We start from the raw sequence: 14,966 nt of genomic DNA on the forward strand, positions 1-14,966 counted from the left end.
GGATCAGAAGTCGAAATCGAACGCGAGCTCGGGCAGGTCGTCCTGAGGAGACGGCGGGCGCCCGAGCTCGCCGAGCGGCGTGTCGGGTTCGGCGAGCGCGGCGTCCAGCAGGGCCAGCAGCTCGTCGCGGAACAGCTCCACCGTGGGGCGCAGCAGGAGGTCCGTGGCGTACGCCCACCGGGCCTCGAAACCGTCGGGCGCGTCGTCGATCTGCAGGTCGAGGTCGAAGATCGTGCGTCGGGTGGCGTCCGGCCGCCAGCGGGGGCCGCCGCCGAGGAAGTCCACCTGGTGGAGCCCGGTGTCCTGCACCGCGAAGAAGGCGTCGAAGAGCGGGTGGCGGCTGAAGTCCCGCTCCCCGTGCAGCGCCACCAGGGCGTCGAACGAGTGGTCCTGGTGGTCCTGGGCGGCCAGGGCGTGCCGGGCCACCGCCCGCAGATGCGCGCGGAACGGCAGCCGGAGGTCCGGGTACACCCGCAGGCAGAGGGTGTTCACGAACATTCCCTGCGCCCCGTCCACGCCTGGCAGATGCCGCCCGGAAACCGGGGTCCCCACCGTCACGTCGTCACGGCCGCTCACGCGTCCGAGGAAGGCGGTGTACGCGGCCAGCAGCACGTGGAAGGCCGTCAGCCCCTCGGCGCGGGCCAGTTCCCTGACCGCGTGGCTGCGCCCGGCGCCGAACGCGAACGGCAGGTGGGCTCCCTCGGTGCGGCGAACCGGCGGCCGGGGCAGGTCGGTGGGCAGGTCGAGAGGCGTGACCGGCCGCGCGAACGTCTCGGCCCAGAACTCCTGGTGGGCCTCGGACAGCTTCCGCTTCTCCGGCCCGTTCGCCCACTGCGCGAAGTCCCGGTAGCGCAGCTCCACCTCGGGGAGCCGGTCGCCGCGCATCAGCGCCGCCCATTCAGCCATGAGCAGGGCGAGCGAGAAGCCGTCGGTGAGGAGATGGTGGACGTCGAGGACCAGCCGCGTCCCCGCGCCGTGCCGTACCAGGGCGGTGCGCCACAGGGGAGCCCGATGGGGGTCGAAGGCGCGGACCCACCGCACGGTCCAGTCGTCGGGGTCCGCGCCGCCGGGCAGGTCGACCTCGTCCAGCACGACGGCGAGCCGTTCGTGGACGCGCTGGTACGGCTGCCCGTCGTCGTCCAGCGCGACGTCGGTGCGCAGGATCTCGTGCCGGTCGACGAGCGCGGCCAGAGCGGCGCGCAGCTGCCCGGGGTCCACCGGGCCCGGGAGGTCGACGACGATCGGCAGGTTGTACTGGGTGCCCGAAGGGTCCTTGACCTGCTCGACGTAGACGCCCTTCTGCTGGGGCGACAGCGGGGTCCGCTCGGTGGCGAGGCCGGGACGCGGCCCCTCCACGTCCGGACCGGCGCCGCCGGCGGCGCGGACGACCTCGGCCAGCGCGGCGACCGTGCGGGCGGCCAGCACCGCGGACGCCGGGCAGGCCACGCCGAACCGCCTCCGGACGCGGGCGGCCACCCGGGTCGCCGTCAACGAGCTGCCGCCCAGCTGGTCGAGCGGGTCCTCGACGCCGATCCCGCGCACGCCCAGGACGTCCTCCCACAGCTCGACCAGCGCGAGCTCCACCTCGTCCCGCGCCGCCCCGTTCGGTGTCGTCGCGGTGGGGTCGGAGGTGGGGACGGGGAGCGCGGCCCGGTCCACCTTGCCGTTGACGGTCAGCGGCAGCGCGGGCAGCACCACGAGGTACGCCGGCACCATGTGAGGGGGCAGCACCGAGGCGAGCTCCGCGCGGATCCGCGCCGCGTCCAGCGGCCCGTCGCCGGAGACGTACGCGCACAGATGGCTGTCGGAGGAGCCCGGAACGCGCCGTTCCACGACCACCGCGCCACCCACCCCGGCACTGTTCAGCAGCGCGGCCTCGACCTCGCCCGGCTCGACGCGGAAGCCGCGCACCTTGACCTGGTGATCCGTCCGGCCGAGGAAGTCGAGCGACCCGTCGGGCAGCCGGCGGACCCGGTCACCCGTCCGGTAGAGCACGTCGCCCGGCTGGAAGGGGTGAGGGACGAACGCGCGCTCGGTCAGCTCCGGGCGTCCGTGGTAGCCGAGCGCCACCCCGTCGCCGCCGACGTACAGCTCGCCGGGAACGTTTACCGGGAGCACCTGGCGGTCCTGGTTCAGGACGTACGCCGTGGTGTTGGGCACCGGCCGGCCGATGGGCACCCGCGCGCCGACCGGCTCGGTCACGGGGTGGCAGGTCGAGATGACCGCGTTCTCGGTCGGCCCGTACGCGTTCACGAGCCGCAGCCCCGGGTTGGCGCGCAGCACCGCTCGGGCGTGCTTCGCGGAGAGCACGTCACCTCCGACGAGCAGGTCGCGCAGCGGCCCGAACACGGTCGGGTCCTCGTCCGCGAGCTGGCTGAACAGCGCGGACGTGAAGAGCCCGGTGGTGATGCCCTGATCGGCCAGGGCCCGCTTCAGCTCCTCGCCGTCGAGGAAGGTCTCCCTGCCGAGCAGGTGCAGGGTGCCGCCGTTGAGCAGCGCGCCCCACATCTCCCAGACGGAGGCGTCGAACGCGGTCGCCCCGATCTGCGCCATCCTGGTGGTGGAGTCCAGGCGGACGTAGTCGACGCCCCGTACCAGCCGGACGATGCCCCGGTGCGGGACCATGACGCCCTTGGGCAGGCCGGTCGTCCCCGAGGTGTACATCAGGTACGCGACCGCGGACGCGTCACCGAGGGCCGGGTCCTCGACCGACGCGTTACCGGGGGCTGGGTCCTCTACCGACGCGGCCGCGGCCGCGTCGTCGGCTGCCGCGACCGGGGACGTGTCACCAGGGGCCGGGGCCTCGGGCTCGGCCGTCCAGTCGTGGGAGTCGATCGCGACGGCGCGGACCCGCCCCGCCACCTCGCCGAGCCGGTCGATCAGCTCTCCCGTGGTCAGCAGCAACCTCGCGCCGCTGTCCGCGACCAGGTAGGAGACCCGGTCCGCCGGGTAGCCCGGGTCCACCGGCAGGTAGAAGCCGCCCGCCTTGAGGACGGCGAGCGCCGCCACGACCAGGTCAGGGGTACGCGGCAGCAGCAACGCGACCGGCTCCGCCGGGCGCAGTCCGTCCCGGCGCAACGACTGTGCCAGCAGGGTGCTGCGGCCGTGCAACTCCGCGTAGGTGAGGACGGTACTCCCATGCACCACGGCCGGATGGCCGGGCGTCGCCTCGGCCTGCTCGGCGAACAGCTGCTCGACCCGGCTGTCCTTCGGGTAGTCGCGGGCCGTGTCGTTGCAGCCGTCCAGCAGCTCGGCCCGCTCGGACGGGGACAGCGGGTCCAGGTCCCGGACCGCGACCTGGGAGAAGTCCACGGCCAGGGCGGCGGCCAGATGGCCCGCGTGCCGGGCGACCATGTCCGCACGGCTTCTGGCGGGGTCGTGCCGCAGGTGCGGGGTCTCGTCCAGGACGAGGACGAGCGGGCCGGATGGCACCGCTTCCCCGCCCGGCCGGTGGACCAGCACGGGAAGGGATTCCACACCGCCCTCGAACGGCTGCCCGCCCTCGGACGGTCGTCCGGCTTCGGATGGTTGCGCGGCTTCGTGCTGCTGCGCGGCGTCGAGCGCCTGTGCCGCCGACGTCGCCGCCTCGGTGATCGGTCTCGCAGGGTCGATCGTGAAGCGGACCACGTCCCGTCTGCCGCCGCGCATGACGTGGAAGGCGAGATCCCGCTGGCCGGTGTGGTGATAGAGGAGGGCGCCCCAGGCCGCCAACACCTCCGGAACCCCCGCGTGCGGCGGGCACGCGACGGGGAACGGCCCCCGGCCGTGTCCTTCGAGCGTGTCCGGATCCGCGGAGTCCGAAAGCCATCCCAGCAGGTCACTCATGGGCGCGCCTTCCGTCGAGGACCCGGGCGAGGCCGCGCACCGTCGGGTTGAGATACAGCTCGCGCATCGGCAGGGCGGGAAGGCCCCGGTCACGCATGGACGCCGCCATCCGCATCGCGTAGAGCGAGTTGCCGCCGAGCTCGAAGAAGTTGTCGTCGAGGCCGACGGGCACGCCGAGCACCGACTCCCAGACCACGGCCAGCACGGCCGCGAGGTCACCCGCGGAACTCCCGCGGCCCTCCGCACCCGCCAGTCCTCCGCGGTCCTCCGCGCCTGGCAGTCCCTCGCGGTCCTCCGCGCCCCCAGGGCCCCCGGGTGCCTGCGCGGCCGGGACGTTCCTCGCGGAGGTCCGCGCCGGCCCGGCGGCGGGTGCGGGCAGCTCGCGGACGTCCAGCTTGCCGTTCGCGGTGAGCGGTAGCGCGGCCAGCGCCGTGACCGTGGTGGGCAGCATGTACTCGGGCAGCACCTTGGCGGCCCGCAGCCGCACCCCCGCCGTGTCGCCGCCGTCCAGCACGTCGTCCAGCACGCCGTCCAACACCACGTACGCGTCGATGCGCACCCCCGCGGCGTCGCCCGCCGGGTCGCCGCCCAGCACCACGGCCGCCGCCGTGACGGACGGGTCGTCCAGCAGGACGTTGCGGATCTCGTCCAGCTCGATGCGGAAGCCGCGGATCTTGACCTGGGTGTCGAGCCGGCCCAGGTGCTCCAGCCGGCCGTCGGGCAGCAGCCGCCCCCGATCACCGCTGCGGTACATGCGCCCGCCGGTGAACGGATCCGGCACGAAGCGCTGCGCGGTCAGCTCGGGACGTCCCAAGTACTCCAGGGCGACCCCCTCCCCGCCGACGTAGATCTCGCCGGGCACCCCACAGGGCAGCGGACGGCCACGCTCGTCCAGGACGTACAGGTGCCAGCCGGGCAGCGCGTGCCCCACCGACCGGGACCCGGCCATCGCCTCCCGGCGCGTCACGGTCTGTGCCGTCACGTGGACCGTGGTCTCCGTGATGCCGAACATGTTGACCAGGCGGCACCGGCTCTCGGGGTACCGGTCGAGCCAGTCCCGCAGCGGGCGGGCGTCCAGCGGTTCGCCGCCGAAGACCACCAGCCGGACCGCAAGCTGCTCGGCCCGGCGCCGGTCGGCCTCCATGAGCTGCGCGAACGCCGACGGGGTCTGGTTGAGTACGGTGACCTGCTCGCGTACCAGCAGCTGGTGGAACTCCTCCGGCGACCGGGAGACCCAGTAGGGCACCACGACCAGGCGGGCGCCGGTGAGCAGCGGCCCCCAGATCTCCCAGACGGAGAAGTCGAACGCGCTGGAGTGGAAGAGCGTCCAGGTGTCGCCGGGGCCGAGTCCGAAGTCGTCGCGGGTGGCCGACAGCAGGGCGACCACGTTGCGGTGCGGTACCACCACGCCCTTCGGGCGGCCGGTGGAGCCCGAGGTGTAGATGACGTACGCGGCCCCTTCGGGCCCACGCCGTCCCCCGCTCCCGTTCACCTGCCTGTCGTTCACGGAGCCGTCGTGCGCCGCGAGGCGTTCGGGCGGGACGACCCGGACATGCTCGCCGCCGGGGAAGTCCTCGTGTGCGACCACCACGCGCAGGGCCGCGTCCTGCGCCGTGAACGCCAGCCGGTCGGCCGGGTAGGCCGGGTCCATCGGCACGTAGACGGCGTCCGCCTTGAGCACGGCGAGCATGGTGACCACGAGGTCGAGCGAGCGATCGAGGCAGATGCCGACCCGCTCACCCGCGCGCACCCCCTCCGCGCGCAGCGCGGCGGCGTACCGGTCGGCTCGTTCGTCCAGTTCCGCGTAGGTCAGTGAGCGCCCCTCGCAGGTGAGCGCGACAGCGTCGGGGCGGGCCGCGGCGCGGGCCGCGAACACCTCGTCGATCCGCTCCGGCCGCCAGTCCAGTGGCCGCGCGGGGCGGCCGAGGGCGACGACCTGCTGCCGTTCGGGTTCGTCCAGCAGTTCGACGTCGGCGGGGATCAGGTCGTCGTGCGCGTCGACCAGCTGCTCGTACGCGCGGGCGACATGGCGGGCGAAGCGCCTGGCCGACTCCCCGTCCACCTCGGCGAGCCGATGGCGCACTTCCAGCCGGAGGCCGCCGTCGCCGGCGCGGACGGGCACGAGCGTGAGCGGGAACGGCGCGGTGTGGCACGGAAGGTACGTGCCGTCCTCGGCCGCCGGCCCGTCGCAGAGGAGGCCCGCCACCACCCGGCCTCCGGCTTCCGCGCAGAGTTCGGCGTACTGCCGCGAGTCGCACTGCCCGCCGTGACCGTCGAGGATCCGGGCGGCCTCGGCCACCAGCTCGGCCGTGCTGCGCATGCCTGACAGGTCCGGTGCCAGCAGCACCCCGGTGTCGAACGCCCCCAGCGTCCCTTCCGGCCGGGGGAGAGGGGCCAGCGCGCCGAGGACCGGGTTCTCCTGGTTCGCGTACCGTCCCAGGACCAGCCCGGCCGCCACCGCGACCGCGGCCCGCGCGTCCGCCGACCCGCGTATCGCCACGGTCACGGTGCCGGTGCGGTCACCTGCGGCGTCGTCGCCGGTTGCCCACTCAATGCGTCCCGAATAGTCCGCCTCGCGCCACCGTTTGAGCGTCTCGGTGTCAGCGACGGGAGTGCGGTCCGCCTTGGCGAAGGTGAACCGGTCGTGTGGCGCGCGTCCGGTGAGGACGTCGGCCACCGCCCGCAGCGACAGGGGGTCGAGGTTCGCCCGGTGCGCGGCGAGGACGAGGTCGGCGGGGCCGTCCGCGTACTGCAGCAGCACGGCGCGCAGCACGGGCCCCTCCACGCGCAGGGACCGGTGCGTCTCGGACTCGAGCCGGCGGCACGCCGTCGGGGAGTCGCCGGCAGCCGGAACGCGCTCGGCCCAGAGCCGGGGCGACCGGTCGGCGGCCGCACCCCACCAGGCGCGGGCCGCGTCGTCGAGGACGCGGGCCATCCGGACGGCGTCGGCCCCGTCGGGCAGCCTGACGCGCCAGGTGTGGCAGTGCGCGGATGGTGGGCGGTCGGCCGGGATGAGAGGAGTGGGGGAATCGGTTCGGGGCACGCGTGATCTCCAGAGCAGGAGTGGTCCGAAGTGGCAGGACGGCCCGGTGAGCGCGAGTCGGCGCGGGCGTGGGGCCGCGGGCGTGGTCCGCGGGTGTTGTTCCGAGGGCGTGGGTCCGAGGGCGTGGGTCAGCGTGCTGTGAAGCCTCCGTCGACCGTGAGCACGCTGCCGGTGACCTGCCGGGATTCGTCAGAGGCCAGCCATACGGCGGCCGAGGCGATGTCGTCGGGCTCGATGAGGGCGTTCATGGGCTGGGCCTGGACGAAGGTCTCCTCGTGCTCGCCGACCGGGACGTCGAGAGAGCGCGCGATCTCCGACAGCATCCGGCCCTCGACCTGCGAGTCGTCGCGGACCGAACCGGGACACAGCGCGTTCACCCTGACCTTGCGCGGGGCGTAGTCGAGCGCGGCCGCCTTGGTCAGGCCGACGAGACCGTGCTTGGCGGCCACGTACCCGGCGAAGTGCCGGTAGCCGACCAGGCCGGCGGTCGAGGCGATGTTGACGATGCTGCCTGAGCGCTGCTCGACCATGAGCCGGCCCACCGCGCGGATGGCGCGCCAGGCGCCCGAGAGGTCGACGTCGATCATCAGCTGCCACTCGTCCTCGTCGATCTCGTGCGTCACCTTGCCGGACGGCGCGGCGATGCCCGCGTTGTTGACGAGGACGTCGACGCGGCCGAAGCGCTCGACCGCCACGGACACCGCGGCCTCGATGTCGCGTGTCTCCCGCACGTCCGCCTGCCTGGCCAGGACGGACACGCCCGACTCCCGGCAGAGCTCCGCCGTGTACTCCAGCTGGCTCAGCGAACCCAGCGGATACGGCACCCCGGGCAGGTCGTGCCCGACGTCGAGCAGCACCAGGTCGGCTCCCTCCCGCGCGAACGCCAGGGCACTGGCACGTCCGAGACCGCGGGCCGCGCCGGTGATGACGGCGGTCTTCCCCGACAGGCGCATCGTCACCGTGCTTCCGGCGTCTCGAGCTCGGCGCCGATCAGCCGTAGCAGCGAGGCGGGGTCGTCGGCCAGGTACATGTGGCCGCCGTCGAGCTCGGCCGTGCTGAACCCGGCCGTGGTGGCCTGCGCCCACTGGGCGATCTGGTCCGCGTCCACCAGCTCGTCGTCGCGGCCCCGCAGCGAGGTGATCGGCGTGGACAGCGGCTTGTCGGACGCGGGCCGGTAGTTCTCGTGCATCTCGACGTCCGCGCGCAGCATGGGCAGCAACAGCGCCCGCATCTCCGGGTTCTCAAGGGCCGGATGCGCGTATCCGGCGAACCGCCGGACCTGCGCCAGGAAGCCGTCGTCGTCCAGGCCGGTGGCCCGGCTCTCCCGCCCGTTCCACGGCCCCGGAGAGCCGCTCACGAACAGGCGGGCCAGCCGGATCCCGTTCACACCGCCGAGCCGGTACGCCAGCTCGAACGCGAGCACCGCCCCGAGGCTGTGCCCGAAGAGCGCCACCCGGGCATCGCCGCCGAGCTGGTCCAGGACCTGGGAGCACGCGTCCTCGGTGGCGCGTGCGACCTCGGTGTGCGGAGAGTCGACGAAGCGCTCCTCGCGGCCGGGCAACTGCACCGGCAGGATGGTCAATCCCTCGGGCGCGTACCGCTGCCACCCCTTGAAGAAGGACGCACCGGCACCGGCGAAAGGCAGGCATATGAGGTACGTGGGTTCCATGAAGCGAGCTGCTCCGTTCCATCGTCCAGAGGCTGCGAACCCGTGAGTGTTCGCATGGGCCTCCCCTTGGCGGGCCCTCCGCCGAGAATCATGGGAGACAGTTCGGCTGGGCGTCGTCGACCAGCCGGCCCAGCGCGTGTCGGGTCACGCACAGGGCTCATGAAGCATCCAGGTTTGGCGCATGCGACACGGCCATCGCGAAACGTCGCCAAACGTAAGCACTTCGGATCAGTGCGGTCAAGATCCGAAACAGGCCATTGTTGTGTATATCACATACGTGCCCGGGCGTTATGGGACAGTCCGAAAGTCGTCGGCGAGGAGATCGCGAGCCGCGGCCGGGGAGCCCGCCGACCGGGCCGCATGGCTCGTCGAGCCGGGCCGCGCGCCTCCCAGCAGCCCCTATGTGGGCGGGGACGCCACTCGCGAGCATCACCCCCGGCTGCTTCCACCAGGGGGCGGGTTGCCCCAGATGTAACGATCGCTAGCAGAACGTCCCCATGCGGTGTCACAATGTGGACGGCGTAGCGATCATGCTCGCATGACCGCGATTCCTCGCAGCCGCGAACGCCGAACGAACGCTGGGAGAACGCTGGACGGGACCGGCATGAGGGGGGCGGCGTCGTGTATGTGAGGCGGAGAGCTTCGGAGTGCAAGAGGGGGACGCATATGGCCCAAGGAACCGAGAGGGTGCCAGGCGATCAAGTGACCGCAGCGGTCGAAGCGCGCGCGATCCTGGCCATGCCCGATCTCCACCTGCGCGTTCGGCATCGGCTGTGTCGGCAGCTCTCTCCCGTAGCAGGGATGAAGATCATCCCCCTTGGGAGGGGACGTGATTAACAACCTGCATGACCTCGTCATGACGGTCTATCGCGCCCACAAGGCTGTGGGCAGCGAGGCGGACCAGCAGAAGCTGGAACTGATGGCCGCCGCGTGCAAGAAGCTTGCCGCTGACCTGAAGACCGTTGGAGACGACCACATCGACCCGGCCGTGGAGAGAGGCCGGAGCAACTGGTCCGGTGAAGCGTCCAAGCACTACGACGAGATGGTCAGCGCATACTTCGACCCGCGCGAGCGCAAAGAGACGATCAAGAACCTGGGCCATGTGGCCGAAGTGCTCGGCCTGGCGCGGGAAGCGAGTCGCCAGACCCAGCATGCGTACGCGGAGTTGAAGAAGTCGCTCATCGAGACGGCACTGCTCCTCGCGGGCATGTCCGTGATGGCAGGGCCCGCGGGCAGGATCTGGGCACGGATCAAAGAGTGCCAGATTGTCGTCAAGGGCGGGGCGGTTGCGTCGTCCATCATGCTGCGACTGGGCGCGTTCCTCCAGCGGGTCGGGGTACCTCTGGAAAAGATCACCGAGATCTTGGCCAAGGGCAAGCGCCTGTCAATCTTCAGTCCGACCAAGCTTGCCAGCAACCTCCGGCTGGGGACGGTAAACGCCGAGGGAATTGCGGTGCCCCTCACGGGCATGTCGGACGGCAAGATGGCCTGGACGGCCTTCAAGGGCATGACCAAGCTGTTCGGCATCAACTTGGCCGGCAACTTCATGTACGTCGGGCTCGGCCGCCTTATGAAGGGCCAGTCGTTCATCGCGCCGTTCGGCCTCGGCTATGCGGAGATGGTCAATACCTCAGCGATTTCCATGGCTTTCCCGTACGGCAGCCTCGGATTCAAGAAGCTGTACCAGAAGTACGGGCTTTGGGCATACTTCGGCGCAGGGGCCTCGACGGGCATGACCTCCACGTACGTGAACGACAGACTTGAAAACAAGTCGGCGGGCCAGACCGCCTGGGATATGTTCAAGGTGGGACTTCTGAACGGTGGCTGGAATGCCGGCACGAAGGGGTTCCTCAACTGGATCAATCTCAAGGGTCGATTCCCCAATCTGAAGGACAATCAGATCGACCAGATTCAGCAAGGGGTCAGCTCCTTCGGCGCGATCGCTCCTGGCACGTTGGTACGCAACGCCCCGCCGCCCATCGGCGTCCCGTACAAGACGCCCCCCGACCCGGTGCAGATCGATGTGAGCGCGCCCCCGTCGCACAACATCCCACCGGACCGACTTTTCGGCCACGATCCCGGGCCGTCTGTGGTCCTGCAAGCGCCGAGCCAGGTCGGGGCGGGGGAGACGCTGGCGAGCATCGCGCAGAGGGTGTACGGCGACGAAAGCCGCTGGCGCGAAATCTACAACGTCAACCGTGACCTCATCGGGCCGAACCCCGATGACCTGAAACCTGGTATGTCCTTGAAAATTCCGAAGTGAGTTCTTCGGGGATTCTCGCAAGTTGGGCACTCGATACGACCTGGGTGTGCACAGCCGTTGACAGGAGGATGCGATGACAGGTGAGAGCGGCGGTTTCGGGTACTCGTCGGGAGACATGCATACGGGCGGGAAGGCGGTCGACGACACGACGAACCTCCTGGGCAAGCCGAAAGTGGATTTCGAGAACGGCGCCCAGCGGTCGAAAACCTGCTTCGGCCTGGTGCCCGAGGGTTCGGAGAAACTGGCCAAAGATTACGACGGTTTCTACACCAACACCATGGAGTGGATGCAAGCCTTGCAGTCCAACATCGGGAGCGCGGGGCTGACGATGGTGCAGAGCAAGCACAACTACGACAACGCCGTCCGGCCGGAATGACGGTCGGCGGATGAAGGAGGGAGCATGTATCCCGGCGATCCTGAAACCTTCCGTCTGGACGACCTGAACCAGATCACGGAGCGGGCGGAGCAAACACAGCGGCGCCTGACCAGCGCGGCAAGCGAGATCCAGGGGATCAACGGTGTCGGCGAGAGCGCGGACGGCAGGATCCAGGCGCGCACCGATGCCAACGGACGACTCATCGAGGTGACACTCGATCCGCGCGCCATGAAGATGAGCAGCCAGGACCTGGGCGAGGAGATCACGCTCGCGGTGCGGCGCGCGTGGGACGACGGCGAGGCGCGGCGCGAGCAGCTCATGCGCGACGCCGTCGGCGAGCTGCCGCCGACCCCTGACGAGGCCATAGAGCGGTTCGACGAGATTCTGCACTCCTTCAACCGTGCCATGAACGAACGAGACGACCGGATCGACCAGATCATCCGAGATATCGACCAGCGCTAGGCGGCGAACCCCGCGGGGATGAGCGGCCCGACCCGTGTGCGCGGGGCGGTGCGGGCCGTCCTCGACCCACAGCCGGTGTAGCAGCGCGACTGGCCGGAAGGCAGTCGCGGTGGTCAGCGACCCCGGAGGTACGCCGGGGCCGCATGGTCGTCGACGAGGTTCACCAGGCTGACGCCTGGGTGCCCCCATCGGGAGGCTCCGCCGTCATTTCGGCATGTCGACATAGTCGCGAGACGCTTCCAGGGAAGGACTCGCGCCCATGACGATCTCTCTTGACACCACTCGCTACACGGTCGGCATGGCTACGAGCGCCGCCGACGTGCAAGCCGCCCAGCGGCTTCGCTACGAGGTCTTCGGCGAGGAGATGGGGGCGCGGCTCGACAGCCCGGTCTCCGGCCTCGACGTCGACGGGTTCGACGCCTACTGCGACCACCTTCTGGTCCGCGACCGCGACCGGGTGGTCGGCACCTACCGGCTGCTCCCTCCGGGCCGCAGGGACCGGCTGTACTCCGACGGTGAATTCGATCTCGGCAACCTCGCGGCCCTCCGGAAGGACCTGGTCGAGGTGGGCCGCTCCTGCGTGCACCCCGATCACCGGGACGGCGCGGTGGTCGCCCTGATGTGGGCGGGCATCGCGCGCTACATGGTGACCGGCGGCCACCAGTGGCTGGCGGGCTGCTGCTCGGTGCCCCTCGACGACGGGGGCGCGCTCGCGGCCGGGGTCGCCGAGCGGGTGCCGGTGGGCCCGAAGGAGTATCGCGTCACGCCGCACGTCCCGTGGCGTGACCAGGGCGCGGCCCGTCCCAGGCGGTTCGTGCTGCCGGCTCTGCTCCGCGGCTACCTGCGGCTGGGCTCCTGGGTGTGCGGGGCGCCCGCGCACGACCGGGACTTCGGCACCGCCGACTTCTTCGTGCTGCTCTCGATGGCCAACGTGAACACCCGCTACCTGCGGCACTTCCTGGGAGAGCCGCTTTGACATCCTCCCCCGCCTGAAGGCCGGGGATTCCAACAGCAACTACCTCACGAGGAGGAGGTCGCGTTGAGGTTCACGGTTCACCGGCCCGCCCAGCGGCAGGCCTCCCCGCGCAGCAACCGCATGCCCTGCGGCCGTATCCCGGATGTTCCTGGCCGCGTTGACATCGGCGTCGTCCTGCCACCCACAGGCGACACAACCGAACCGAGATTGGCTCTCTCTCGATCCAGCCGCGATGTTCCCGCAGGCGTTGCAGGTCTGCGACGTGTAACGCGGGTCGACCTTGACGACCCGGCCGGCAGCCTTGTGCTCCAACCGGGTCACCAGCAGCCCCCACCCGCTCGCGAGGATGGCCCGGTTGAGCCCCGCCTTCTGCCGGACGTTACGCCCCGGCTCGGCGAGCGTGCCCTTGGCCGACCGGGTCATGCCGCAGATGTTGAGGTCTTCGACGGCGATCACATCGAAGCGGCGGGCCAGATCGGTGCTGGTCTTCTCCACCCAGTCCTTGCGCCGGTCTGTCTCACGCACCTTCAGACGCGCGATGGCGGTCTTGACCTTGCCGCGCCGGTGAGATCCGCGCTTGGCCCGGGCGAACTTGCGCAGGAGCCGCTTCAGCCGGGCCTTCTCCGTTTCGCGCAGGGTCGGCGCGTTCAGGATCTGCCCCGTCGGCAAGGCCGCCGATGCGGCCACGCCTCGATCCACACCCACCGTCTCGCCCGTACAGGGGGCGGGGATCGGGTCGGGAATGGCAGCGAACGCGACATGCCAGCGGCCCGCCGCATCACGGGTGACCCGAAAGGACCTCACCCCATCGGGCACCGGACGAGACCAGCGAAACCGCACCCACCCCACCTTCGGAACCCTCACCTCGCCCACATTCCGGGACACTCGGCGCACATCACCGGGCTTCACTGCGACGATCCGGAACCCTTCACCCCGCCCGCGCCTGCGGAAGGCAGGCCGCCGATGCGTCCCGCCGAAGAAGTTCGCCATCGCCTGCGCGAAGTCCTTCAACGCCTGCTGCTGCACCACGATCGGCCCAGCCCGCAGCCACGCGAACTCCGCCCGCGCCTCGGTCAACTGCCTGCACTGCTCAGCGAAGCCAGGCGCACTCTGACGCCCCGGCCGCCAATACGCATGCTGCTCCACAGCAAGATTCCACACATACCGGGCATGCCCGCAATGCTCCACCAGCACCTGCTCCTGGGCAGGCGTCGGCTGGAGCCGGTAGCGGGACACGCCGATCAACCTACCGACCACCACCGACAAAACCAGGAGACCACAGTGCCCGACCGTTCCGCCTCTCCTCCCCGCCCTGAAAGGGGAGACATCCAGGCTGTGGGTACGCTGTGAGGACGGTCGCGGGCCGCCTCGTGGAGCTCAATCCCTGGCTGCGGATGGGGCCGTGCTCTCCCGAGGCGTGCGTGGAGGCCCCGCTGGACGTCGCCGGGTTCTTCCGCCGCGTGACACGGCTCGTCGCGGCGTTCCTGGTGCTGCTCGCGGGCGTCCCGGTCGCTGTCGCGGCTCGCTGGATGCGCGCGGCGTGGCGGGCGAAGGTCACGAAGGTGTGGGCGAGGCTGCTGCTGTGCGCGCTCGGCATCGGAGTCGAGGTCGCGGCCGCCTCCGGCACGGAGTCGCAGGTGGACGAGCCGGGAGGAGTCCTGCTCGTGGCCAACCACGTGTCGTGGCTCGACCCGCTGGTCATGGCGGCCACGATGCCGTCGCGTCCGCTGGCGAAGCGGGAGATCGCCGACTGGCCCGTCATCCGGACGCTGGTGGCGGGCGCCGGGGCGCTGTTCATCGACAGGGAGCGGCTTTCCGCACTGCCGTCGGCCGTCGCGGCGGTCGCGGACGCTCTCAGGGCGGGCGACACGGTGGTCGCCTTTCCGGAGGGCACCACGTGGTGCGGGCGCGGGATGGGAGAGTTCCGCCCGGCCGTGTTCCAGGCGGCGATCGACGCGGGTGCCGCGGTGCGCCCGGCGACGCTGCGCTACCGCGAGGGGGAGGCGACGTCGACCCGCGGCTCCTACGTGGGGAACGACTCGCTGCTCGCCTCCTTCCTGCGGGTGGCGGCGACCCGGAACCTGGTCGTCGAGGTCACCCTGCTCGCTCCCGTAAAGGTCGCACCCACCGGGAGGCGGCAGGAGGCGCGCGCGGCGCTGACCAGGCTCGCCGAGGCCCAGGTGCGGGCCGGCGTCGAACGTCCGGAGGAGCGGGCGGAGCGCGACGGCCGCGGCTGCGCGAACGTCCGGGTGGAGGTCCCCCACACGGTGACCGTGCCCGCGTGAGGCTGCCGAGTGGCAGGTGCCCGCCCGGATGACCGGGCGGGCACCTTGATCGGCTCGGATCGGGAGG

General features: G+C 71.1%; 10 protein-coding genes. 5 read left to right on the top strand and 5 right to left on the bottom strand.

Going from position 1 to position 14,966, the window contains the following annotated elements; genetic code table 11:
* Positions 1 to 3 precede the first annotated feature (3 nt).
* From ABT294_RS19575 to ABT294_RS19590, 4 genes are all read right to left on the bottom strand, one after another.
* Positions 4 to 3,825 (bottom strand): non-ribosomal peptide synthetase, encoded by a 3,822-nt coding sequence (locus ABT294_RS19575; RefSeq protein WP_350807388.1) that lies wholly within the window; start codon positions 3,823 to 3,825, stop codon positions 4 to 6.
* Positions 3,818 to 6,868, bottom strand: a complete 3,051-nt coding sequence (locus ABT294_RS19580; RefSeq protein ID WP_350807389.1) for an amino acid adenylation domain-containing protein — start codon at positions 6,866 to 6,868, stop codon at positions 3,818 to 3,820. The genes ABT294_RS19575 and ABT294_RS19580 overlap by 8 nt, the downstream gene beginning before the upstream one ends.
* A gap of 128 nt (positions 6,869 to 6,996) precedes the next feature.
* Positions 6,997 to 7,821: a mycofactocin-coupled SDR family oxidoreductase gene (locus ABT294_RS19585; protein WP_350807473.1), complete on the bottom strand. Its 825-nt coding sequence runs from the start codon at positions 7,819 to 7,821 to the stop codon at positions 6,997 to 6,999.
* Between the two features lie 2 nt (positions 7,822 to 7,823).
* Complete coding sequence (locus ABT294_RS19590) at positions 7,824 to 8,537, bottom strand: thioesterase II family protein (RefSeq protein WP_350807391.1); 714 nt, start codon at positions 8,535 to 8,537, stop codon at positions 7,824 to 7,826.
* 829 nt (positions 8,538 to 9,366) lie between these two features.
* Here ABT294_RS19590 and ABT294_RS19595 point away from each other — a divergent pair.
* The 4 genes from ABT294_RS19595 to ABT294_RS19610 all read left to right on the top strand — a co-directional run bounded on the left by ABT294_RS19595 (position 9,367) and on the right by ABT294_RS19610 (position 12,614).
* Entirely contained in the window at positions 9,367 to 10,800 is a 1,434-nt protein-coding gene (locus ABT294_RS19595) for a LysM peptidoglycan-binding domain-containing protein (protein ID WP_350807392.1), read from the top strand.
* A 73-nt stretch (positions 10,801 to 10,873) separates the two neighbouring features.
* Positions 10,874 to 11,176 carry a hypothetical protein gene (locus ABT294_RS19600; protein ID WP_350807394.1) on the top strand — a complete coding sequence of 101 codons (303 nt, stop codon included), beginning with the start codon at positions 10,874 to 10,876 and terminating at the stop codon, positions 11,174 to 11,176.
* 24 nt (positions 11,177 to 11,200) lie between these two features.
* Positions 11,201 to 11,638 (top strand): YbaB/EbfC family nucleoid-associated protein, encoded by a 438-nt coding sequence (locus tag ABT294_RS19605; protein WP_350807396.1) that lies wholly within the window; start codon positions 11,201 to 11,203, stop codon positions 11,636 to 11,638.
* Positions 11,639 to 11,897: 259 nt separating this feature from the next.
* Complete coding sequence (locus ABT294_RS19610) at positions 11,898 to 12,614, top strand: GNAT family N-acetyltransferase (protein ID WP_350807398.1); 717 nt, start codon at positions 11,898 to 11,900, stop codon at positions 12,612 to 12,614.
* Positions 12,615 to 12,653: 39 nt separating this feature from the next.
* Here the strand turns inward: ABT294_RS19610 and ABT294_RS19615 are convergent, their stop codons facing one another.
* On the bottom strand, positions 12,654 to 13,850 hold the full coding sequence (locus tag ABT294_RS19615; RefSeq protein WP_350807399.1) for an RNA-guided endonuclease InsQ/TnpB family protein: 1,197 nt from the start codon (positions 13,848 to 13,850) through the stop codon (positions 12,654 to 12,656).
* Between the two features lie 110 nt (positions 13,851 to 13,960).
* On the opposite strand from ABT294_RS19615, the gene ABT294_RS19620 reads away from it, so the two are divergent.
* A complete protein-coding gene (locus ABT294_RS19620) occupies positions 13,961 to 14,899 on the top strand; it encodes a lysophospholipid acyltransferase family protein (RefSeq protein ID WP_350807401.1) in 939 nt (312 codons plus the stop codon).
* Positions 14,900 to 14,966 lie beyond the last annotated feature (67 nt).

This window comes from Nonomuraea sp. NPDC000554 (assembly GCF_040300065.1).
In the GTDB taxonomy this organism is placed as follows: Bacteria; Actinomycetota; Actinomycetes; order Streptosporangiales; family Streptosporangiaceae; genus Nonomuraea.

Excerpts from the sequence above, each read along its gene's own strand:
- ABT294_RS19600 (WP_350807394.1), top strand. The coding sequence starts at position 10,874 with ATGACAGGTGAGAGCGGCGGTTTCGGGTACTCGTCGGGAGACATGCAT.
- ABT294_RS19575 (WP_350807388.1), bottom strand. The coding sequence starts at position 3,825 with ATGAGTGACCTGCTGGGATGGCTTTCGGACTCCGCGGATCCGGACACG.
- ABT294_RS19590 (WP_350807391.1), bottom strand. The coding sequence starts at position 8,537 with ATGGAACCCACGTACCTCATATGCCTGCCTTTCGCCGGTGCCGGTGCG.
- ABT294_RS19605 (WP_350807396.1), top strand. The coding sequence starts at position 11,201 with ATGTATCCCGGCGATCCTGAAACCTTCCGTCTGGACGACCTGAACCAG.
- ABT294_RS19610 (WP_350807398.1), top strand. The coding sequence starts at position 11,898 with ATGACGATCTCTCTTGACACCACTCGCTACACGGTCGGCATGGCTACG.
- ABT294_RS19585 (WP_350807473.1), bottom strand. The coding sequence starts at position 7,821 with ATGCGCCTGTCGGGGAAGACCGCCGTCATCACCGGCGCGGCCCGCGGT.